Source organism: Falsiroseomonas sp. E2-1-a20 (genome assembly GCF_051433195.1).
Lineage (GTDB): Bacteria > Pseudomonadota > Alphaproteobacteria > Acetobacterales > Acetobacteraceae > Falsiroseomonas.
The window spans coordinates 24,190-46,768 of the sequence record NZ_JBHMFT010000021.1 but is presented as its reverse complement, the minus strand read 5'-3'; the positions used below and the strand labels follow the sequence as shown (position 1 = coordinate 46,768).

Here is a 22,579-nt window from a genome sequence, read left to right as displayed (position 1 = left end):
CGAACCATGCAGCGCCACGGGATCAGCCGCCTTCCCGACGCCAAGGGAGAGGCGCCGAACCCGCGGCGATCCGAAAACTGCCCGAACGGCTTCTTCCACGATGTCCCCGCCAAGGCTCGAACGGCGGGGGTCCGACGTTGCACCCGTCGCCATCCGTTCCTTTCGGGCGCCTGATCAGAACAGCAGCGCGGGCAGCCAGGTCGCCAGCGCCGGAAAGGCCATCACCAGGCCGATCGCCAGCAATTGCAGGCACACATAGGGGACCACGCCACGATAGATGTCGGCGGTGCCGACCCCGCGCGGCACCACCCCGCCGAGATAGAACAGGGAGAAGCCGAAAGGCGGCGTGAGGAAGGAGGTTTGCAGGTTCAGCGCAATCAGCACGGCCAGCCAGATGGGGTCGATCCCCATGGCCAGCAGCACCGGCCCGACGATCGGCACGACGATGATGGTGATCTCCACGAAGTCGAGGAAGAATCCCATCAGGAAGATCAGGATCATCACCGCGACCAGCGCGCCCGTCGGCCCGCCGGGGATGAGGGAGAGCAGTTCCTTCACCGTCTCGTCGCCACCGAGGCCGCGGAACACCAGGGAGAACAGCGTGGCCCCGATCAGGGTGGCGAAGATCATCGCCGTGATCGTCATGGTGCTGTGCGAGACCTGGCCGAGCACGCCGCCGCGGAAGGTGCGCCACAGCGCCAGCGCGACCCCCGCCGCCAGCACCACCACCAGCAGCCCGGCGACCCCGATGGCGATGCGGTCGGCCAGCGGCGGCGCCTGCCGACCGAGGCGCATGTCGAACATCAGCCCCAGCGCAACCAGCGCCACGGCGGCCAGGCCCGCGAGCCAGATCGGCCAGTGGCGACCGCCTTCCTGGCGCAACCCCGCAAGCAGCGTGGCGCCGATGGCCCCGACCGCCGCCGCCTCGGTCGGCGTGGCGACGCCGGCCAGGATGGAACCCAGCACCGCGATGACAAGGATGATGGGCGGCAGCAGCGCGCGCAGGATCTGTGCGGTGGTGATGCCCTCGGCTTCCTCAGGCGGCATGGCCGGGCCCATCTCGGGCCGCAACAGGCACAGGATGAACTGGTACAGGATGTAGAGCCCCACCAGCATCAGGCCCGGCACCATGGATCCCGCGAAAAGCTGCCCGACCGAGACGGTCTGGATGGAAAACAGGCCCTGCGCGAGCTGCGCCTGCTGATAGGCGGCGGAGATCACCTCGCCCAGGATGACCATGACGGTGGAAGGCGGGATGATCTGCCCGAGCGTGCCGGCGGCGCAGACCGTGCCGCAGGCGAAGCGCTTGTCATAGCCGCGCCGCAGCATCGCCGGCAGCGCGATCAGCCCCATTGTGACGACGGTCGCCCCCACGATGCCGGTCGAGGCCGCGAGCAGCGCACCGACGACGGAGACGCTGATCGCAAGCCCTCCGCGCACCGTGCCGAAAAGCCGCCCCATCGCCTCCAGCAGTTCCTCCGCGATGCGCGAGCGTTCGAGCATGATGCCCATGAAGACGAAAAGCGGGATGGCAACCAGCGTCTCGCCCGTCATCGTGCCGAAGATGCGCTGCGCCAGCGCGCCCAGCAGGAAGGTGTCGAACACGCCGAACAGGATGCCCAGCGTGCCGAAGACGATGGCGCAGCCCACCAGCAGGAACACCACCGGAATGCCGGTGAGGATCAGCGCGCACAGCGAGACGAACATGAGCAGGTCCAGCACCTGCCCGATGGCGGCGGTGCTCATGCCTCACCCTGGCGCTGGCGGTGCGGGAAATGCGTGGGTGCCGCGCCGGTCAGCACCGCCACGCAGCGGATGCCCACCGAGACGGCCTGCAGACCCAGCAGCACGCCCATGATCGGGATGAGCGATTTCAGCGCCGGCACGAAGGGCACGCCGCCCAGGGCCATCGGCCCCTCATCCTGCATCCAGGACCGCAGCGCGTAGTCATAGGAGGCCCAGACGACCAGCGCGCAGAAGGGCAGTGCGGCCAGCACCACGCAGGCCAAATCCACCGCCGCCTGCCGCCGCACCGTCCAGCCCGCGTAGAACACGTCGACCCGCACATGCTGGTCCACCAGCCAGGTATAGCCGATGGCCAGCATGAACAGCGTGGCGTGGACGTAGATGACGCTTTCCTGCATCCAGACGAAGGAGGAGCCGTAGGCGTAGCGCAGCACCACGACGACGAACTGCACCAGCACCACGGCGAGCGCCAGCCACTTGACGCCCTGCGCCAGGCGGCTGGTCAGGGCGTCATGCGCATCGGCGACGCGGAGCAGGAGGCGCAAGCGTGTCAGCCCCAGCGGATCGGCAGGGCGCGCGAATTGAAATTGCCCGCATAGGATTGCAGCATGTAGGCGGCGCTGCGGTTGCGGAATTCGGCGTAGCTGTCGGCGATGCGCTTCACCAGCGGGTCCTGGTGGGCGCGGAACTCGGCCAGCAGCTCGCCCGCGATGTTGCCGAAGGCGATCAGCATGTCGCGCGGCACCTCCCGCACCACCACGCCGTGGCGCGTCACCAGCTCGTTCAGCGCGATCGGGTGGCGCACGTCGTATTCGGTGGTGGTCTCCTCGTGCAGCGACAGGGCGCAGAAGCGCACGATGGCCTTGAGGTCCTCCGGCAGGGCGTTCCACTTGCCCATGTTGATGCCGATCTCCTCGGCCGAGGAGGGTTCCTGCACGCCCGGGAAATAGTAGTTCTTGGCCACCTGGTGCAGGCCGAGCGGCAGGTCGGAGAAGGGGCCGACGAACTCCGCCGCGTCGATCGTGCCGGATTGCAGCGCGGCGAAGATCTGCCCGGCCGGCAGCGAGACGACGGAGGCGCCGGCGCGGCGGAACATCTCCCCACCCAGGCCCGCGGTGCGATAGCGCAGGCCGCGGAAATCCTCGAGGCTGTTCATCTCGCGCTTGAAGAAGCCCATCCATTGCGGGCCGCTGTCGCCCACGATGAAGCCCTTCACGCCGAAGCGGGCATACATCTCGTCATACATGGCCTGGCCGCCGCCATGCATCATCCAACCCTGGCGCTCATAGGCCGTCAGGCCGAAGGGGAAGCTGCCGAAGAAGCCGATGCCGGGCGACTTGGAAATCCAGAAGGAGGGCACGCCGTGGTACAGATCGGCCGTGCCGGCCGCCACCGCATCGAAGGCGCCGGCGGGGGGCACCACCTCGCCGGCGGCGAACAGGCGCACCGTCAGCCGCCCGCCCGACATCTGCCCGATGCGGTCGGCGCAACGCTGCGCCGCCACGCCGGGGCCGGGCAGGTTGCGCGGCCAGATGGTGACCATGCGCCACTCGATGCGGCCCTGGCTCAGCGCCGGGGTCGCCAGCGTCGCGGCGGTCGCGGCCGCGGCCGAACCGAGCATCATGCGTCTCTGCATTGTCGTCTTTGCCTCTCGTGTCTTGGTCTCAGGTGAACCGGGGGAACTCGTCGCCTTCGAGCGGCGCGCCGTCGGCCAGCGTCAGGTGGCGCAGCGGCGGGGAGCCGCGGCCGCCACGATCGCGGAACACCGCGTCATCGCCCACCCAGCGCGCGGAGAACACGCGCCGCCGCCGTTGCGGGGAGGTGTTGGCCGGCGCGCCATGCATGGTGCGGTAGTGGAAGGCCACCGCATCGCCCGGCTGCATCTCCCAGCCCAGGATGCGGTGCCTGTCACGCTCGGCGTCGATGTCGGGCATCTCCTCGCGGTCATCGCCCTCATACAGGTCGGTGCCGTCGAAGCGCTTCGGCTTCAGGGCCTTGGTCCAGAGATGGCTGCCCGCCACGCATTCCAGCGTGACGTCGCGGGAGACGGGGTCGAGCGGGATCCAGAAGCTGACGGACTGCTCCGCCTCCACGCAGTAGTACGGCGCATCCTGGTGCCAGGGCGTGACCAGGCTGGTGCCCGGCTCCTTCACCAGCACATGGTCGTGGAAAAAGCGCACGCCGGTGCTGCCCGTCAGGCGGCGCGCGATGGCGGCCCCCGGCCCCTGCTCGACGAAGGCGCGGAATTCCGGGATGCGCTGCCAGTTGCACAAATCCTGGAAGAAGCGCGCGCTGCCATCCTTCGGCGTGTAGCTGCGCTCATACGGGCCGGGCGCGGCCATCAGCGTCTCGATGCCGGCGCGAAGCGGCTCCACCCATTCGGCGAAGGCGCCGCGCAGCAGGATGGCGCCATCCGCTGCGAAAGCCTGGGCCTCGGGGTCCGGTGCGGTAGCCTGGTCCATGCGGGTCGATCCCATCCCTGCCAATTCATGCTGCGGTTGCGCCCGCGCGCTGTAAAGCGGCCTTCGCGCCTCACATTCCGATCCCAAGCGCGGGCAGCTTCAATCCTGTGCGGCGGGCGTGCTCGATGGCCAATTCATAGCCAGCATCGGCATGGCGCATCACGCCCGTGCCGGGGTCGTTCCACAGCACGCGGGCCAGGCGCTTCGCCGCCGCCTCCGTGCCATCGGCCACGATCACCATCCCCGCATGCTGCGAGAAGCCCATGCCGACGCCGCCGCCATGATGCAGCGAGACCCAGGAGGCACCGGAGGCGGTGTTCAACAGTGCATTCAGCAGCGGCCAGTCCGACACCGCGTCGGAGCCATCGCGCATCGCCTCCGTCTCCCGGTTGGGCGAAGCGACGGAGCCGCTGTCCAGGTGGTCGCGCCCGATGACGATGGGCGCCTTGAGCTCGCCGCGCGCCACCATCTCGTTGAAGGCCAGGCCCAGGCGATGCCGGTCCCCCAGCCCGACCCAGCAGATCCGCGCCGGCAGGCCCTGGAAGGCGATGCGCTTCTGCGCCATGTCGAGCCAGCGATGCAGATTGGCGTCGTCCGGCATCAGCTCCCGCACCTTCGCATCGGTACGCGCGATATCCTGCGGGTCGCCCGAGAGCGCCGCCCAGCGGAAGGGGCCGATGCCGCGGCAGAACAGCGGGCGGATATAGGCGGGCACGAAGCCCGGGAAGGCGAAGGCATCCGTGACGCCCGCCTCCTGCGCCATCTGCCGGATGTTGTTGCCGTAGTCGAGCGTGGGGATGCCCAGGCGATGGAAGCCCAGCATGGCCTCCACATGCGCGGCCATGGAACGCTTGGCCGCCTGCACCACGCCATCGGGGTCGCGCTCGCGGCGCTCCTCCCATTCGGCCAGCGTCCAGCCGGCCGGCAGGTAGCCGTTCAGCGGGTCATGCGCGCTGGTCTGGTCGGTGACGACGTCGGGGCGGATGCCGCGGCGCAGGATCTCGGGGAAAACCTCCGCCGCATTGCCCAGCAGGCCGACGGAGATCGCGCGGCCTTCCACCCGCGCAGCCTCGATCATCGCCAGCGCCTCGTCCAGCGTGGCCGCCTGAGTGTCGAGGTAGCGGGTGCGCAGCCGCATCTCGATGCGCGAGGGCTGGCACTCCACCGCCAGCATCGAGGCGCCCGCCATGGTCGCCGCCAGCGGCTGCGCCCCGCCCATGCCGCCCAGGCCCCCCGTCAGCACCCAGCGCCCGGCGAGCGTGCCGCCGTAATGCTGGCGGCCCACTTCGGCGAAGGTCTCGTAGGTGCCCTGCACGATGCCCTGGCTGCCGATGTAGATCCAGGAACCGGCCGTCATCTGGCCGTACATCATCAGCCCCATGCGATCCAATTCGTGGAATTTCTCCCAAGTTGCCCAATGGGGAACGAGGTTCGAATTCGCGATCAGCACGCGCGGCCCGTCCTCCGTCGTGCGGAACACGCCGACCGGCTTGCCCGACTGCACCAGCAGCGTCTCGTCCGGCTCCAGGCCCTTCAGGCTGCCGACGATGCGGTCGAAGCTGTCCCAGTCGCGCGCGGCGCGGCCGATGCCGCCATACACCACCAGCTCCTGCGGCCGTTCGGCGACCTCGGGGTCCAGGTTGTTCATCAGCATCCGCATGGCGGCCTCGGCCGCCCAGCTCTTGCAGGTCAGCTCCGGGCCGTGCGGGGCGGTGATGATGCGGCTGTTGGCCATGCGGCTCATGCGTCGGTGTCCAGCTCGGGCAGGGGGTGGGCGGCGGCGGCGGCCAGCGTGCCCTCGCGCACCAGCACGGTGGCGGCGGCGATGTCCGGCGCCAGGAAGCGGTCGGCCAGCAGCGGCGGGATGCACCGGCGGATGCCGGCGTGCGCGGCCTCCAGCGGCGCGGAGGAGGTCAGCGGACGTCGATGCTCCAGCGCCTCCGCCGCCGCCATCGCCTCGATGCCGATGATGGCGGCGGCATTCTCCGCCATCTCCAGCAGGCGATACGCGGCATGCGTCGCCATCGAGACATGATCCTCCTGGTTCGCCGAGGTCGGGATGCTGTCCACGGAGGCCGGCGCCGCGCGCTGCTTGTTCTCGGATGCCAACGCGGCGGCCGTCACCTGCGCGATCATCAGCCCGGAATTCAGCCCCGCGTCGCGCGCCAGGAAGGCCGGCAGCCCGGACATCACCGGATCCACCAGCAGGGCCACGCGGCGTTCCGCCAGATTGCCGATCTCGGCCATGACCAGCGCAATCTGGTCGGCGGCGAAGGCCACCGGCTCCGCATGGAAATTGCCGCCGGACAGGATGGAGCCATCCTCCATCACCAGCGGATTGTCGGTGACGGCATTGGCTTCCGTCGCCAGTATGCGCGCGGCGAAGCGCAGCACCTCCAGCCCCGCGCCCATCACCTGCGGCTGGCAGCGCAGCGAATAGGGATCCTGCACGCGGTCATCGCCCTGGCGGTGGCTTTCGCGGATCGCGCTGCCCGCCAGCAGGCCACGCAGCGCCGCCGCCACGTCGCGCTGCCCCGCATGGCCGCGCAGCGCATGGATGCGCGCATCGAAAGGTGTATCGGAGCCGCGCAGCGCATCCACCGTCAGCGCGCCCGACACCAGCGCCGCCTGGAACACGCGATGCGCCGCGAACAGCCCGGCCAAGGCGAGTGCGGTCGAGACCTGCGTGCCGTTGATCAGCGCCAGCCCTTCCTTCGGGCCGAGCGCGATGGGCTCCAGCCCGGCCCGCGCCAGGGCACGCGCGGCCGGGACATTCGGCAGCACCGCCCCCTCCCCCAGCATCGCCGCCGTCATGTGCGCGAGCGGCGCGAGATCACCCGAGGCGCCGACCGACCCCTTGGCCGGGATCAGCGGCAGCACGTCGCGCGCCCGCATCGCCTCGATGAGTTGCACCACCTCCCACCGCACGCCGGACGCGCCGCGGGCGAGCGATGCCGCCTTCATCGCCAGGATCAGCCGGACCACCGGCGCCGGCAGCGGCGCGCCGACGCCGCAGGCATGCGACAGGATCAGGTTGCGCTGCAACGCCGCGAGATCCGCATCGCCGATCCGCACGGAGGCCAGCTTGCCGAAGCCCGTATTCACGCCATAGGCGGTCTCGCCCGCCGTGATCACGCGCGCCACGGCGGCGGCGGCGCGGTCCACCGCGGGCCGCGCGCCCGCATCCAGCGGCGTCGTCGCCCCCTCCAGCACCGCCCGCCACTGGGCCAGCGTCACCGCGCCCGCAACCAGCGTCATGCCCGCACCCCCCCATGATAGCGCGCCTGCAGCGGCGAAGGCCCGATCTGCGCCACCACCTGCGCCAGGTGATCCACCGACCAGATGGCGAGGTCCGCGCGCTTGCCCGCCTCCAGGCTGCCGACCGCATCCTGCAGGCCCAGCGCATGGGCGGCGTTGATGGTCATGCCGCGCCAGGCCTCCTCCACCGTCATGCCGAACAGCACGCAGGCCAGCGTGGCCGAGACGCGCAGCGAGGCGATGGGCGAGGAGCCGGGGTTGAGATCCGTCGCCACCGCCAGCCTCACGCCCGCCGCACGGAAGCTGGCGATGGGCGGCTTCCGCGTCTCGTTCAGCATCAGGAAGGCGCCGGGCAGCAGCACCGCGACGGTGCCCGCCTGCGCCATCGCCGAAGCCCCTTCGGCCGAGCAGTATTCGAGGTGATCCGCCGAGAGCGCGCCGAAGCGCGCGGCCAGCTCGGCGCCGCCGCTGTCGCTGAGCTGCTCGGCATGGGATTTCACTGGCAGGCCGGCGGCGCCGGCGGCGGCGAAGACGCGCGCGCATTCCCCGGCGGAGAACGCGATGCCCTCCTGGAACACATCCACCGCATCCGCCAGGCCCTCCGCGGCCAGCGCCGGGACCATGCGGTCGCAGACCAGGTCGAGATACGCCACGCGGTCGCCGCCCGGCGGTACGGCATGCGCGCCGAGATAGGTGGTGCGCACCGTCACGGCGCGATGTGCGCCCAGGGCGCGCGCCACGCGCAACTGCCGACGCTCCGTCGCCTCGTCCAGCCCGTAGCCCGACTTGACCTCGACGGTGGTGACACCCTCGGCCAGCAGCGCATCCAGCCGCGCCAGGCCCAGCGCCAGCAGCGTCGCTTCATCCGCCGCGCGGGTCGCGCGCACGGTGGCGGCGATGCCGCCGCCGCCGCGGGCGATGTCCGCGTAGCTCTCGCCGGCCAGGCGCCGCGCGAATTCCTCGGACCGGTCGCCCGCGAAGACCAGGTGCGTGTGGCAATCCACCAGGCCGGGCGTGATCCAGCGACCCTCGCAGGGCACGCGCTGCGCCGCCGCGAAGGCGGGCGCGCCGTCCCGTGTCCCGGCATAGACGATGCGCCCGTCGCGCACCGCCAGCACCCCGTCCTCGACCACGCCGAGCCCTGGCCCGGCCATGGTGGCCAGCCTTGCGCCCTCGAACAGCAGATCGGCCGGGAGGCCCGCCATGCGCTCGTCCTTGCGGTGATCGTGCCAGCGTTTATGCTCTGGCCTCGGCATTAATGTATATACATAATCTGCTTCGGAGCGGACCGATGCGCAAGCTGCTTTTCGCCCATGCCCTGCTGCCCGAAGGCTGGCGGCGGGATGTGCTGGTCACGCTTGACGGCACGGGCCGCATCGCCGGCGTCGCGCCGGACAGCGACGGCGGCGAGCGCCACGACGCGATCGCCATCCCCGGCCTGCCCAACCTGCATTCCCACGCCTTCCAGCGCGGCATGGCGGGCCTGGCGGAACAGGCCGGCCCCGCCGAGGACAGCTTCTGGACCTGGCGCGAGGTGATGTACCGCTTCCTCGCCCACCTCACGCCTGACGACGTGGAGGCCATCGCCACCCTCGCCTATGCCGAGATGCTGGAGGGCGGCTTCACCCGCGTCGGCGAATTCCACTACCTGCATCACGACCCGGAGGGACGCCCCTACGCCAACCCGGCCGAGATGGCGGAGCGGATCGCGGCCGCGGCGCGCGCCACGGGCATCCAGCTCACCCTGCTGCCCTGCTTCTACGCCCATGGCGAGGCCGGCGGCGCGCCGCCCCTGCCCGGCCAGCGCCGCTTCCTGAACGAGCGCGACGGCTTCGCCCGCCTGCTGGAGGGCAGCCGCCGCGCGATCGCGGGGCTGGAGGGCGCGACATTCGGCGCCGCGCCCCATTCCCTGCGCGCCGCCACCTTCGAGGAGATCCACGACATCACCGCCATGCTCCGCGCCGGGGAGCCGCTGCACATCCACGCGGCGGAACAGGTGAAGGAGGTGGAGGCCTGCCGCGCCATCCTGGGCCAGCCGCCCATCGCGGCGCTGCTCGATTCCGTGGGCCTCGATGCGCGCTGGTGCCTGATCCATTCCACCCACGGCACGCCGCGGGAACTGGCCGACCTGGCGCGGGCCGGCGCGGTGGTGGGCCTGTGCCCGGTGACGGAGAGCAATCTCGGCGACGGCATCTTCGCCGCCCTGCCCTACCGCGACGCCGCCGACGATTCCAGCATCGGCCGCTTCGGCGTCGGCACCGACAGCAACATCCTGATCGGCGCGGCCGACGAACTCCGCACCATGGAATACGCGCAGCGCCTGGCGCACCGCACCCGCAACGCCCTGGCCCCGCGCGGCGCCTCCACGGCCCGCACGCTGTGGGAGGGCGCGCTGGCGGGCGGCACGCAGGCCCTGGCCGCCGGCCCGGCCGGGATCACCCCGGGCGCCTGGGCCGACCTGCTGCTGCTGGACCCCGCGCACCCGGCGCTCGCGGCGCGGGATGGCGACCGGTGGCTGGACGCGCTGGTCTTCGCCAGCCGGACCTCGCCGATCCGCGACGTGCTGGTGCGCGGCCGGCGCGTGGTGGAGGCGGGACGCCACCCGCTTCGTGCCGCCGCCGAGGCGCGGGTGGCCGCCGTCCTCGCCCGCATCCTGGCGGCATGAGCGACTTCACCCTGGACGGCCAGGGGCCGGTGCACGGGCAGATCCGCCGCGCCGTGGCCCAGGCCATCCTCTCCGGCCGCATCCCGCCTGGCGGGCGCATCCCGCCGGAGGCCGAGCTGATGGCGCTGTTCGGCGCCTCGCGCATGACGGTGCATCGCGCCATCGCGCAGCTTGCCTCGGAAGGGCTGGTGCGCCGCAACCGGCGCGCCGGCACCATCGCCAGCCCCGAGGCGCGTGGCCGGGCGGTGTTCGAGATCTGGGACATCGGCGCCGAGATCGCGGCCGCCGGCGGCACCCATGCGCATGACATCCTCTACCGCGCGACCCGCCCCGCCACCGCGGCCGACGCCGCCGCCCTGACCGTCGAGGAAGGTGCGCCGCTGCTGGCACTGACCACGCGGCATTTGGCCGATGGCGCACCCGTGCAGCTGGAGGAACGGCGCATCCACCTGGCCGCCGCGCCCGCCGCCGCCGCCGAGCGCTTCGCCGCCACCCCGCCCGGCCGCTGGCTGCTGGACCACATCGCCTGGACCGAGGCCGAGCACGCCATCCTCGCCACGCGCACCCCGCCCCGCATCGCTCGCTGGCTGGGCATGGAGGCGGGCGAGCCGGCGCTGGTGGTGGAGCGCCGGACCTGGAACGGGGAGGTACCCGTCACCTTCGCGCGCCTCTGGCATCCGGGCGGCCGCCATCGCCTCATCGGCCGTTTCACCGCGGACCAGGGTGGCCTGCCTGGCCCAAGGGCACGGGCGCAGCAGCGGGGGTGACGCCTGCGCCCGCTTGCCCCCCCACGGGGCATGGCCCAGCATCATCATGGCAGGACACGGCAACGCCGCATGCAGCAGCGGCGTCTGCGGCGAACGGACCTGTCGGTCTGGATGGTCGGCGATGGGCGTGGCGCGATCAGCGGGCTGAGACTGTAGCGACGCCGCAGACAGCAGAAGGAACACACGATGCGCCTCGGCCTGTTCATGATGCCGCTGCATCCACCCGAGCGGCCGATGCACGAGACGCTGGCCGAGGACACGGAGAAATCCCTGCTCGCCGACCGGCTCGGCTTCGACGAGCTCTGGGTCGGCGAGCATTTCTCCGCCACCTCGGAGCCGATCGCCTCGCCCCTGATGTTCATGGCCGCGCTGGCGCCGCGGACGCGGCTGACCTTCGCCACTGGCGTGATCAACCTGCCGAACCACCACCCCGCCATGGTCGCCGCCGAGGTGGCGCAGTTCGACCACATGACGGAAGGCCGCCTGATCCTGGGGATCGGCCCGGGTGGCCTGCCGTCCGACTGGGAGCTGTTCGGCAACACCGACGCCATGCAGCGCGGCAAGCGCATGCTGGAGGCGATCGACATCATCCTGGAGATCTGGCGCCAGGATCCGCCCTACGCCATCGAGGGTCCGACCTGGTCCGCCCGCATCAGCCAGGCGGTGATCCCGGAATTCGGCATCGGCACCATGCCGAAGCCCTTCAGCCGCCCCCACCCCCCGATCGCGATCACCGCGCGCAGCGCCGACAGCTTCGGCGTCCGCATGGCAGCCGAGCGCGGCTGGGGCGTGGTCTCGGCGAATTTCGTCGCGGAACGCATCCTGGAGGGGCATGGGCATACGCTGCGCACGGCGCTGGCTGCCAAGGGCCGCGAGGTGGCGGGCGCCGACTGGCGGATCGCCCGCAACTTCTGCATCGCCGACACCGATGCCGAGGCGCGCGACCGCATCTTCAATGCCGCCTCCGCCAACCGCTACTACTTCCACTACCTCTCGACCCTGGCCCGCCGCGCTGGCATGCTCGCGACCCTGAAGCCGAGCGCCGGGACGCCCGACGAGGGCGTGACGCTGGAGGCGATCATCGCGGATTGCGTCATCGCCGGATCGGCGCAGACGGTGCTGGACCGGCTGGTCGCGCTGCGGGAGCGCGCGGGGCCGTTCGACCACGTGCTGATGGCCGGCCTCGACTGGAGCGGCCCCAACCGGGCGTGGGAGCAGGAGACGATGCATCGCCTGGCGGAGGAGGTGATGCCGCGCTTCCGCCAGCACCTCGCGGCCACCTCGCGATAGCCTGCCTCAGCCTCCTGCCGGCGCGGTTCCGCTGTGCCGAGCCGCGTTCCTGCAGGCCGAAGGACGAGACACCCGAGGCGTACCTCGCGCCACTCGACCTGGATCGCGGCCAACCGCGCCTTTGACGCGGCACCCATGCCGCCCGGCGTGGGATGCCGGCCACAGCAACGAAACATGATGTCAATTGCTGCCAGGCGGCGGGCTCGTTAATCCGTCGGGCGGACATCACGCCGGTGGACCATGCGCGTGCACCAGGCTTCAGCGAAAGCGTCGCCGGCCTGCCGCCAAGGCTGCCTTGCGAGCGTGACCAGCGACAGGGAGAAGGGTGACTCCAATGCGCATTGCAGGTCGAATTGCCGCGCGAAGCATGGCTGCCGATCCCGGCGCCTGGGCCGACGGGCCCATTTCAACGCAGTCCTGCCGCGGCTGGATGCTCGAGGTCGGGCAGCCCCCGGGCAAACCCATCAGGGCAGCCACGCCGGCACCGGCGCGTTCGTGACGAGCTGATGCCCGGCACGCCCCTCGCCCGCCGGTCGAACCGCACGCGGCTCCCTCGCGGCACGACACATGTTGCCCTGGTGCTGCTGACGGCCAGCCTGTTGGCTGGCTGCGCGAGCATCGTCCGCCTCGATCCGCCGCCCTCGGTCCTGACGACGGACCTGCCGGTGCTCGGCCTCTCCAACGCCCGCTTCTGGCCGGATGGCCCGCCCGACGCCCTCAGCCGGGAGGGGCTGCTGATGGTCGAGCGTGGCCGCGCGGCGCAGCGCGTCGCGCCCGAGGCGCATTTCCTGGCGCTGTCGGGCGGCGGCGACAACGGCGCCTTCGGTGCGGGCCTGATGAACGGCTGGACGGAGGCCGGCAACCGGCCCGAATTCACCGTCGTCACCGGCATCTCCGCCGGCGCGCTGATCGCGCCCTTCGCCTTCCTCGGTCCCGCCTATGACGCCCAGCTGCGCGAGGTCTTCACCCCCGCCGGCCAGGCCGACGTGCTGCGATTCGGCGGATGGCTCTCCACCGCCTTCTCCCTGATCTTCGGCGAGGCGGTCGCCGACACGTCGCCGCTCTATCGCATGATCGAGCGCTATGCCGACGAGACGATGCTGCGATCCATCGCCCGGGAATACGAACGCGGGCGGCTGCTGCTGATCGGCACCACCAACCTCGACCTGCAGCGCCCGGTGGTCTGGAACATCGGCGCCATAGCGGCGAGCGGCCAGCCCGGGGCGCTGGACCTGTTCCGTCGCATCCTGCTCGCCTCCGCCTCAATCCCCGGCGCCTTCCCGCCGGTGCTGGTGAACATCGAGCACCAGGGCCGCCCCTACCAGGAGATGCACGTGGATGGCGGCGCCTCGGTGCAGGTCTTCTTCTACCCGCCCTCCATGCAGCTGCGCGAGCTGGACAGGGCCCGGTCGGCATCGCCGCGGCGGGTGATCCATGTCGTGCGCAACGGGCGCATCGACCTGGAGGGCGCGACGGTGGCGCGCGGCGTGATGAGCATCACCGGACGATCCGCCTCCACGCTGCTCCATTTCAGCGGCATCAACGACATCAACCGGATCTACCTGACCGCGGTGCGCGACGGGCTCGGCTTCCGCGTGGCCTATATCGGCACCGATTTCAGGGCGCCGCGCAGCGGGGCCTTCGATCCTGATTTCATGAAGGCGCTGTTCGAATACGGCCGGGTCACCGGCCGGAACGGCACGGCGTGGGAGACCGCGCCGCCGTTCGTCACCACCTCGCCCGCTGCGCTGCCCCCCGATCCGGCAAGCCTGGCGGCGGGGCGATGACCGTGTCCGGCAGGAACCCGTGACGGGCATCCCACGGTGGCTGCGGCGCCTGCCGGGACGGATCGTGGTTCTGGCAGCGACGCTGCTGCTCGCGCTGCTGATCCTGCGCGTGTGGGACACCGAGCGCGGCCCGCCGCTCGCGCCCTGGCACCTGGTGGTGCCGGAGGAGCTGCGCGCCGAGCAGATCGACTCCGCCGACTGGACCGGGTGGCTTGCCGCCGAAGCCGCGGCCTTCGCGACGGTCCGCACGAAGGTGACGGAGACACTGGAGCCGGAAGACAGGTTTGCCGCCAACCGCTATTTCGCCGACAGCCCGCTGCATCCCGCGCGCATGGTGCAGGATTGGAACCGGTCCTTCGTGCTCGAGCCAGAGGGCGAGGCGCGCGGCGCCGTCGTCCTGCTGCACGGGCTGACGGATTCCCCCTACAGCCTGCGCCACGTCGCCGCCCGCTACCGCCAGCTTGGCTGGGTCGCGATCGGCATCCGGCTGCCCGCGCATGGCACGGTGCCGGCCGCGCTGACGGGGGTGACGTGGGAGGATTGGCTCGCCGCCACGCGCCTCGCCCTGCGCGAGGCCCGCCGGCGCGTCGGCCCGGATCGGCCGCTGCATCTCGTCGGCTTCTCGACCGGCGCGGCGCTCGCCCTGAAGCACGCGCTGGATGCGGTGGAAGACACAGCCCTGCCCCGGCCCGACCGGCTCGTGCTGATCTCGCCCATGATCGGCATCACCGCCTTCGCGCGCTTTGCCGGCATCACGGCGCTGCCGGCCCTGCTGCCGCGCTTCGCCAAGGCTGCCTGGCTCGGCATCGTGCCGGAGTTCATTCCCTTCAAGTACAACTCCTTCCCGGTCAACGGCGCGCGGCAGTCGCACCGGCTGACCATGGCGGTGCAGGACCAGATGCGGCGCCAGGCGGCGGCGGGCCGGCTCGCGGCGCTGCCGCCGATCCTGAGCTTCCAGTCGGTGGTGGACTTCACCGTCAGCACGCGCGCAGTCATCACCGCGCTTTATGACCAGTTGCCGGAACAGGGCAGCGAGCTGGTGCTGTTCGACATCAACCGCAACGCCAAGCTCGGGCCGCTGCTGACGCCGGCGACGGAGACGGCGCTCGACCGCCTGCTGCCCTCCGCCACCCGGACCTGGCGCGCGGCCGTCCTCACCAATGCCGGCCCTGAACGGGCCGAGGTGGAGGAGCGTGTGACCGAAGCCGGCACGACGCATGTGCAGCTGCGGCCTACCGGACTCTCCTGGCCGCGGGAGGTGTATTCGCTCTCGCATGTCGCGCTGCCTTTCCCGATCACGGATGGGCTGTACGGCCTCGATCCCGATCCGGCCGAGGATTTCGGTGTCCAGCTTGGTGCCATCGCACCACGAGGAGAGCGTGGCGTTCTGTCCATCGCATCGGATGCGCTGCTGCGCCTCTCCTCGAATCCCTTCTTCCCGTATCTGCTCACCCGGATCGAGGAAGACATCGCCGCCGACACCGCGCGGTCGACAGCCGGCGCGGTGCGCTGAGGCCGCAGGCAGCGCGGAACGACCGGCACGCGCACGAGACGCGGCGCACTTCCTGCGCCGGCCGCGATTCCTGATGCTCGCCGCACATGCTCGGCGGAGATTGAACGATGCGCATCTCGACAGCGGCGGGCGCCGTAGCTCTTGCGATCGTCGCCACGCCGGTGGCGGCGCAGCAGCCCGATGTCGCGGACCTCGTCCGCCGCATCGAGGCGCTGCAGCAGCGCGTCAACCAACTGGAGCGCGAGCGCCGCGCGCCACGCCCGGCACCGGCGCGCGCCGCCACGCCGGCCCGCCAGGCGACGCCCGCGCCCGCTGCCGCACCGCCCGTCGCAGCCGTCGTCGTCGTGCCACCGCCGCGCACGCCGGAGGTGGTGCGGGCGGAGGTGGACCAGGCGCTGCGCGGCAGCCTCGACGGGCTCGCGATGCGGGTGCCGAACACCGACACCACGGTGCGGCTCTACGGCTTCATCCGGCTGACCGGCTACACCGACTTCAACGGGCGCAACGCGACGGATGCGGCCTCGGTGCAGGGCATCCCGCTGACCGGCAGCGCCGCCGCACGCCAGACCGGCGGCTTCGACGTCACGGCGCGCAGCTCCCGCGTCGGCTTCGACACCCGCACGGAGACCACCTGGGGCCGCCTGGACACCACGGTGGAGGCGGATTTCCGCGGCGAGATCGCGCAGGGCGGCGACCTCGCGCTCCGCCTGCGGCTCGCCTTCGCGGAGCTGTCTCGCGGCGAGTGGAGCTTCCTTGCCGGCCAGGCGAACAGCCTGTGGAACGAAGGCCTGATCGAGGCCTATCACGACGCCACGAACCTGAACCAGTCCTTCATCCGCCAGGCACAGCTGCGCGCGACGCGGCGCTTCGGCGCGAACTGGACGATGCAGGCCTCGCTCGAGGCGCCCTATGGCGATGTCACCACGCAGAACGGCCCGATCTTCAGCCCGGTCCGCCTGGATGGCGGCGCGAGCCCGGTCTTCGACCAGGCGCCGGATCTGCTGGCGCGGCTGACCTGGCGCGATGGGCCGGAGGAGTATGTGCTGCGCGGCCTGGTGCGACGCCTCGCGCTCGATGCGGAGGGCACCGCGCTGGGTCCTGGCGGGTCCGAAAGCAGCCTCGGCTGGGGCCTCGCAGCGCATGCGCGCCTGCCGCTCGGCCGCTGGATGCCGCCCTTCGGCCGCGATGAATTGCTGCTGATGGGCCATTACGGCGAGGGCATCGGGCGCTACTTCGCCGGCAACACCTTCGGCCAGGCGGCACTGTCCGACATCGCCACGACGGCCGGCACCGGCTACAGCCTGGAGCCGGTGCCGAGCTATGGCGGCACCATCGGCTACCGCCGCTTCTGGAGCGACACGCTGCGCAGCACCGTCGCCTACGCCTATGCGCGGCAGGATTTCCCGGATGGCATCGGCTTCGCGCCCGGCTCCCGCGGTGCGCTGTCGCTGAACCGGGAGATGCAGCAGGTCATCGCGAACCTGGTCTGGAGTCCCTTCGCAGGCAGCCCGACAAGCCGGCAGCCTTTCGGCTGGCTCGACCTCGGCGTCGAATACGTCTTCAGCCGCCGCGACCTGGAGGATGGCGCGCAGGCGGCGGGACCCGGCGGCGTCGGGCACGGCATCGCCAACCGCCTGGTCGCCTTCGGCATCGCAAGGTTCTGACGCGATGCGCCGCTACAGCCGGCCGAGAAAATCCGCGAGGTCCGTCGTGTCCGGCTTCAGGGCGCCGCGCCGCTGCACGACGGCCTGCCCGGCCAGCGCCGCGGCACGGAATTCCCGTGGCGAGACTCCAAATTCCCGCCGGAAGGCGCGGCTGAAGGCGGAGGGATCGAAGAAGCCGACATCTTCCGCGATCGCCGAGATGTCGCGTTCACCCTCGGGCGCCGCGAGCGCGCGGCATGCCGCCCGCAGGCGCTCCGACTGGATGTAGCGCGCGACGCCGCCCTGGTGCTCGAACAACCGATAGAGCTGCGAGCGGGACACGCCGGCCAGCCGGCTGAGCCGTTCCGCCGTGAGGATGGCGGAGCGCAGATGCTGCCGGATGATGACCTTGACGCGCGAGAGCTGCACGAGGTCGATCTGCGCCTGCGCGGCCGCCATCGCCTCGGCAGAGGGCGCGATGGAGGCAGCGACGATGGCGCGCGTGGATTCGACGACGCGCGCCTGCTCCGCTTCGCCGAGGGAGGGTATCTCGGCGGCGAGTTGGAGGAGGAAGGAGGCCAGGATGCGGCCCATGGAGGTATCGAGCGGCGTGTCGCGGGACGCGTTCAGCGCGGTCGCGATCTCCGGCGCGAGGTCGCGGGGAAGACACAGGCAGAGCCAGTCGATGTCCGAGCGGTCCGAGTCGAACACGTCGTTCATCGAGGCAATGCTGGCGACCCCGGCGGGAATGGTCAGGCATCCCGCATCGGTCCGGATCCGCCGTTCCCCGCGCAGCGCGATGGTGATCATCCAGTGGTCCAGCGAACTGCGGCGCGCCGCCGCGGCGGTCCTCACGAGTCGCGCCGCCGGCGCCCGCATCGTCATGAGCGCCATGGGGCCAAGAGCCCACACAGCCCGCTCGGCCGGGAAGCCCGCGGCCGGGTCGGCCAGCGGCGTCACCTCCACGGTACCGGCGCTGGATGCCTGCCAGGCATCGAATTGCTGCCATGGCGGCAGGTCCAGGGTCGAGAAGGCCAGGGGCTGCCGGGGGCGGCCCTCGGCCTGCGTGCCAGGATCCGCCACGCCCTCCGCCCGCTCGGCGTCCTCACCCTCGCAATCGACCGGATGATCGCCGCATCGGAAATGGTTCGCACGGCTCTGCCAGGACGAAAACGGCCGCACCGGCACGGGGTGCCGGGCGAGGACCTCACCGACGGGCGCGGCAGCGGCCAAGCCATCATGGCCGCCACCTTCCACAACCGCATCCAGGGGCGCTGCAGCCACTGTCCAACCCTCTCATGACCATTGAAGCGCGGCGCGGCCACCCTCTCCTGGGGCGGGCCAGGGCCTTCGTAAACCTTAACCGCCAGGACCGGCCATGGAACCGTGAAGGTCGCTTTGCGACAGCCTGCTGAACGCTCGGCCAAGTGACGGGACACCTGGCATGGTCCGGTGCCACCCGCGGGCCGCGCCGCTGCGTCAGCCGCTCCGCGAACCGGCTGCTTCAGCCCGACGGGAACCTTCGCCGGGTGGCAACAGGGGAAGGTCGGCATCGCGGCCGGACAGCAGCCGTGCGGCCCAGCGACTTTCCTCGAATTCCTCCAGGATACAGAGAATCGCGATTAGCACAGGAACACCGATGAAGGCGCCGATGATTCCCCAGACGAAGAAGCCGAGGAACACCGCGACCAGGACCAGGAATGGCGAGACCGCCAGGCGCCGTCCCGCCAGGCGTGGCTCGATGTAGCTGCCGAGCAGGAACTGGATGACCTGCAGGGTGGCGAAGACCGTCAGGGCAACCTGCCAGGTGCCGAATTGCAGCGCGGCGAAGGCGGTCGGGAAGACCGTCGCGACCAGTGGGCCGATGAAGGGGATGTAGTTCAGGACGAAGGCGATGATTCCCCATTCCTCCGCCAGTTCCAGGCCCATCGCCCTGGCGAAGGCCCAGACGGCAAGTCCGGTGATGATGCTCATCGCGGTGCGGACGGCCATGTAGCCACGCAGCTTCTGGCCCGTCCGGGAGGCGGCGCGCAGCAGGGCGGCGGCGCCAGGAGAAGCGCGCAGCGCCTCCAGCTGGCGACGCGCCACATCCACCTCGAGCAGCCCAAGGATGACGAAGACCAGCGTCACTGTGGTAAAGCTCAGCACACCCTGCAATTGCGCCGTCACCTGCTGCGCCAGGCGCACCAGGAAGCGCATGTCGAACAGCCCGGCCAAGGCCTCCGCCGGTACACCGGCATCCTGCAGCAGCGTGAGTTTCTGCCCATAGAGCGCCTGGAGCGTGGCGGCATTCACGATGGTCCACTGGCCAACCCGGCCGAAGGCCCAGGCGCTGAGCACCGCAAGCACCCCGACCATAACCAACGCCAGGACCATGGTCGCAAGTGCCGCCACGCCCGCGCCCGCCTTGGCCTGGACACCGCGCTGCACCGGCCGCACGAGGGCGATCACGAAAAGCGCGACGGCGATGGGCGCGAAGACCGCGTCGGCGGCCCGCATCGCTGCCGTGACCAGGATCACCGTGCACAGGCCGATCATCGTGCGCAGCGCGTTTCCCTCCATCATTGCGTGCGCAGCGCGTTTCCCGCCATCATTGATAGTGCGCGAATGCGGCGGCGGCGGCGGCATGGCCGGCTCCGCCACGCAGCGCGACGCCAAGCAGCAGGCGGGCTTTCAGGCCGGAAAGCCACCCCGCCGGGATCAGCCCGAGGCGAAGCAGGTCCACATCCGCGCCATTCCGCCTGCGTGCCACCACGAACCCGGTCGTGGAGCGCGAAGCCAGCACCACCGGCATGCGCGCCGCAAGCTCGCCGAGCGGCAGCGTGGCCTCCATCGGGACATTTCCCGCGCCCAAGCCCTCGATCACCGCGCCGGCGTAGCCGAGCATGGGCAACGAGCCGAGCCAGCGCCCGTCGTCACCCATCGCCCAACGCAGCAGCGCCACCTGCCGCGGTGGCCCGCCATAGGCGGGGAAATTCGGCAGACGCGCCACGCGTGCCCACAGGCGCGGTCGACCTTCGACCACGGCGCCGATCGGGCCGGCCAGTGGAGAGACGAAGGCCGCCCCCTGCCGCGCATGGGAAAGCTGGGCGAAACGCGCGGCGTGAATCTCGTCCTTGGCCACGATCAGCGTGCCCAGTCCACGCGCCTCGGGCGCGGCGGCGACGGCGACGGCGGCCGCCAGGCGCGCCGCGTCATGCGGGGCCTGGCCTCCACCGGCGCACGACATGGCCGCGACCACCACGGGATTCTCGCTGCCAACCAGAAGATCGAGGATGAAGGCAGATTCCTCGATGGTGTCGGCACCATGCTGGACTACCGCGCCATCGCAGCCATTGGCCAATGCGTCCTCGATACGCTGTGCGACATCGACCAGGTGTGCTGGCGAAAGCGAGGCGCTGGGCAGGTGCAGCAGGGCCACCTCGTCGAAATCCGCGATGGCGGCCAACCCCGGGACCGAGGCCGGCAGCAGGACGGAATTCTGCATCGGCCTTCCCTGCATATCCGGCATCCCGGCTTCGGCACCGCCGACCGAGATGATGATCAGGCGCGGACGCTTCATGATGGCGCACCACCGACGCCGAACGCGCCCTCGGCCGGGCGACGTTGGGCAGGATCACGAGGCAGCACCTGGCCCTCCGCTGGCCCGGCTGCCCCCGGACGTGCCGGCGCCGGGACGACCGCGCCTGATTCGCTCAACGCCAGCTTTGGCAAAGCGCCCGCGGTCAACGGGACAGCGAAACTTCGCCGACCACGCGCAGACCCTCCTGCTTGCTGAAGGTGTAGGCCTTCATGGTGCCGGCCTGCTGCTGCAGCACGACCACGCCGCGGCCCATGTCCACCCCGACGATGCGGCTGCCCGGTTCGCGGATCTGCAGCTCGTTCAGCAGCATTGCCTCGAGCACGCCGCGTGGCGTATTGCCCGGACCCTGGGCCACGCGACGCTCAACCTCGCTGCGCAGGGCCGGCGACAATTCGCTCATCTCCGCCTGCTGGAATTCGCGCGAGCCCATGGAGGATTGCGCCAGCGATGGCAGCGGGCCTGCCACTGCGAAGGCGGCAGCCGCGAGACTTGCGCGCCGGAAGGTGCGTCGCAGGTTCGTCATCATGCGGATCTCCTTTCAGTTGAAACAGCGGCACACATCTTCATCCCATCTGTCGCCCCATCGGCGACGCAGCACGGCGCGACACCGGCCGAACGCAGTCTAGCGGGCGACCGGGCCGCGGCGATGGGTTGGGAATCCCCGCGTTGCGCCGCACATACCAGCCACTGCCGGCTGCCCGCTCCGGTTTATGCCCAGTGTCCCAGGACTGTGCGCAGTTTCGGTGTGCGCGCGTGACGCGTCCCGATCGCACTATGATGGTGCGCTGCCCGATCGCGTCGTGCAGCGTCACACCGAGGAGGCAGGCATGGTGGCCACCATGATGATGCGCGAGCCTTGGCAGTCCGGGCACTACAAGCCGGTCCCGCGGTGCCAAGGCGGAAGGAACGAGGCCGGCCGGCAAGCCGGTCGCGCGTCGACGCTCGACCTGGCCGGGTTGCTGGAAGACCTGGCCCCCGCACCAGATGACGCAGCGGAGCGCGGCATCTGGAAGCTGGGCAGCTTCGCGCTGTACCGCTTTGCCGGACCACTGGCTCGCCATGGCCGGACGATGGCGCAGATCCGGCGCGACCTTCGCGACGACTGGCTTGTCTGCGTCGCGACCCGCGGCATGCATGCCGTGCGCGCCGGCGACACCCAGCTGATCATTCCGCCACTTGTCCCCATTGTTCTTTCGCTGGACGAACCTTTCGAGACGGAGCTTCGCGGTGGCGAATGGCTCTGCCTGGTCATGCCGCGGGACGGCTGCCCTGAACTTGGCCCGGCGATCGAGGGCTGCCGCACGGAGCCGCTCGCCTCCGCCTCGGGTCGCCTGCTCGGCGGCTTCCTGCAACGCATCGCCGACGAACTGCCGAGCATGCGTGACGCCGAAATCCCACGCGCCGTGGAGGCGACACGCGCGCTGGTGACGGCAGCCGTTTCGGCCGGCGCGACGCCGGGGCTGGTGGACGACAAGGTCGTGCGGGCCGCGCGCCTCGCACGCGTGCGCGCCATCATCCGCCAGCATCTGCGCTCGCCGGACCTCACCCCTGAATCGCTCTGCCGGCTGGTGGGCATCTCCCGCTCCCGCCTCTATCGCCTGTTCGAGCCGGTCGGCGGCGTCGTGCGCGACATCCAGCGCGAACGGCTGCGGCAGGCACATCGGGCGATCGCCGATCCCGGCGATGGCCGCACGATCCAGGAGATCAGCGAGGAGCTTGGCTTCCTCGAGCCGACAACCTTCAGCCGCGCCTTCCGCCGGGAATTCGGCTACGCGCCCGGCGCGCTGCGGCGCGCCGTTCCTTCCGAGCAGCCAGTCAACCAGGCGCCGGCACCGGTCCTTCAGGCATCCGGACACGCATGACCG

The 22,579-nt window shown here is 71.0% G+C and carries 18 protein-coding genes; 7 read left to right on the top strand and 11 right to left on the bottom strand.

From position 1 onward, the window contains the following. Window positions 1–174 precede the first annotated feature (174 nt). The 7 genes from ACFHPP_RS21700 to hutI all read right to left on the bottom strand — a co-directional run bounded on the left by ACFHPP_RS21700 (window position 175) and on the right by hutI (window position 8,671). Complete coding sequence (locus ACFHPP_RS21700; protein WP_437165327.1) at window positions 175–1,746, bottom strand: TRAP transporter large permease; 1,572 nt, start codon at window positions 1,744–1,746, stop codon at window positions 175–177. Then, a complete protein-coding gene (locus ACFHPP_RS21695; protein ID WP_437165326.1) occupies window positions 1,743–2,291 on the bottom strand; it encodes a TRAP transporter small permease subunit in 549 nt (182 codons plus the stop codon). Before ACFHPP_RS21695 ends, ACFHPP_RS21700 begins: the two co-directional genes overlap by 4 nt. Window positions 2,292–2,296: 5 nt before the next feature. After that, on the bottom strand, window positions 2,297–3,370 hold the full coding sequence (locus ACFHPP_RS21690; protein ID WP_437165325.1) for a TRAP transporter substrate-binding protein: 1,074 nt from the start codon (window positions 3,368–3,370) through the stop codon (window positions 2,297–2,299). A gap of 40 nt (window positions 3,371–3,410) precedes the next feature. Next, window positions 3,411–4,208, bottom strand: a complete 798-nt coding sequence (locus ACFHPP_RS21685) for a phytanoyl-CoA dioxygenase family protein (protein ID WP_437165324.1) — start codon at window positions 4,206–4,208, stop codon at window positions 3,411–3,413. A gap of 70 nt (window positions 4,209–4,278) precedes the next feature. Then, window positions 4,279–5,952: a urocanate hydratase gene (gene hutU, locus ACFHPP_RS21680; RefSeq protein WP_437165323.1), complete on the bottom strand. Its 1,674-nt coding sequence runs from the start codon at window positions 5,950–5,952 to the stop codon at window positions 4,279–4,281. Beyond that, complete coding sequence (gene hutH, locus ACFHPP_RS21675) at window positions 5,949–7,466, bottom strand: histidine ammonia-lyase (RefSeq protein ID WP_437165322.1); 1,518 nt, start codon at window positions 7,464–7,466, stop codon at window positions 5,949–5,951. Before hutH ends, hutU begins: the two co-directional genes overlap by 4 nt. Then, window positions 7,463–8,671 carry an imidazolonepropionase gene (gene hutI / locus ACFHPP_RS21670; protein ID WP_437165321.1) on the bottom strand — a complete coding sequence of 403 codons (1,209 nt, stop codon included), beginning with the start codon at window positions 8,669–8,671 and terminating at the stop codon, window positions 7,463–7,465. The genes hutH and hutI overlap by 4 nt, the downstream gene beginning before the upstream one ends. 86 nt (window positions 8,672–8,757) lie before the next feature. On the opposite strand from hutI, the gene ACFHPP_RS21665 reads away from it, so the two are divergent. The 6 genes from ACFHPP_RS21665 to ACFHPP_RS21640 all read left to right on the top strand — a co-directional run bounded on the left by ACFHPP_RS21665 (window position 8,758) and on the right by ACFHPP_RS21640 (window position 17,152). After that, a complete protein-coding gene (locus ACFHPP_RS21665) occupies window positions 8,758–10,131 on the top strand; it encodes a formimidoylglutamate deiminase (RefSeq protein WP_437165320.1) in 1,374 nt (457 codons plus the stop codon). Next, the gene (locus ACFHPP_RS21660; protein WP_437165319.1) at window positions 10,128–10,898 is read left to right on the top strand and encodes a UTRA domain-containing protein; all 771 of its coding nucleotides are present in this window, start codon (window positions 10,128–10,130) and stop codon (window positions 10,896–10,898) included. The genes ACFHPP_RS21665 and ACFHPP_RS21660 overlap by 4 nt, the downstream gene beginning before the upstream one ends. 186 nt (window positions 10,899–11,084) lie before the next feature. Then, a complete protein-coding gene (locus ACFHPP_RS21655) occupies window positions 11,085–12,188 on the top strand; it encodes an LLM class flavin-dependent oxidoreductase (protein ID WP_437165318.1) in 1,104 nt (367 codons plus the stop codon). 506 nt (window positions 12,189–12,694) lie between these two features. Then, window positions 12,695–13,975: a patatin-like phospholipase family protein gene (locus ACFHPP_RS21650; protein ID WP_437165317.1), complete on the top strand. Its 1,281-nt coding sequence runs from the start codon at window positions 12,695–12,697 to the stop codon at window positions 13,973–13,975. Window positions 13,976–13,994: 19 nt separating this feature from the next. Next, window positions 13,995–15,488 carry an alpha/beta hydrolase gene (locus tag ACFHPP_RS21645; RefSeq protein WP_437165316.1) on the top strand — a complete coding sequence of 498 codons (1,494 nt, stop codon included), beginning with the start codon at window positions 13,995–13,997 and terminating at the stop codon, window positions 15,486–15,488. A gap of 107 nt (window positions 15,489–15,595) precedes the next feature. Further along, window positions 15,596–17,152: a DcaP family trimeric outer membrane transporter gene (locus ACFHPP_RS21640; protein WP_437165315.1), complete on the top strand. Its 1,557-nt coding sequence runs from the start codon at window positions 15,596–15,598 to the stop codon at window positions 17,150–17,152. Between the two features lie 12 nt (window positions 17,153–17,164). Here ACFHPP_RS21640 and ACFHPP_RS21635 read toward each other — a convergent pair whose 3' ends face one another. From ACFHPP_RS21635 to ACFHPP_RS21620, 4 genes are all read right to left on the bottom strand, one after another. Beyond that, entirely contained in the window at window positions 17,165–18,415 is a 1,251-nt protein-coding gene (locus ACFHPP_RS21635) for a helix-turn-helix domain-containing protein (protein ID WP_437165314.1), read from the bottom strand. Window positions 18,416–18,610: 195 nt separating this feature from the next. Continuing rightward, a complete protein-coding gene (locus ACFHPP_RS21630) occupies window positions 18,611–19,696 on the bottom strand; it encodes an AI-2E family transporter (RefSeq protein WP_437165313.1) in 1,086 nt (361 codons plus the stop codon). Window positions 19,697–19,721: 25 nt separating this feature from the next. After that, window positions 19,722–20,693, bottom strand: a complete 972-nt coding sequence (locus ACFHPP_RS21625) for an asparaginase domain-containing protein (protein WP_437165312.1) — start codon at window positions 20,691–20,693, stop codon at window positions 19,722–19,724. 163 nt (window positions 20,694–20,856) lie between these two features. Further along, window positions 20,857–21,240 carry a hypothetical protein gene (locus ACFHPP_RS21620; protein WP_437165311.1) on the bottom strand — a complete coding sequence of 128 codons (384 nt, stop codon included), beginning with the start codon at window positions 21,238–21,240 and terminating at the stop codon, window positions 20,857–20,859. Window positions 21,241–21,541: 301 nt separating this feature from the next. Between ACFHPP_RS21620 and ACFHPP_RS21615 the strand changes: the two genes are divergently transcribed. Beyond that, on the top strand, window positions 21,542–22,576 hold the full coding sequence (locus ACFHPP_RS21615) for an AraC family transcriptional regulator (protein ID WP_437165310.1): 1,035 nt from the start codon (window positions 21,542–21,544) through the stop codon (window positions 22,574–22,576). Window positions 22,577–22,579: the final 3 nt, after the last annotated feature.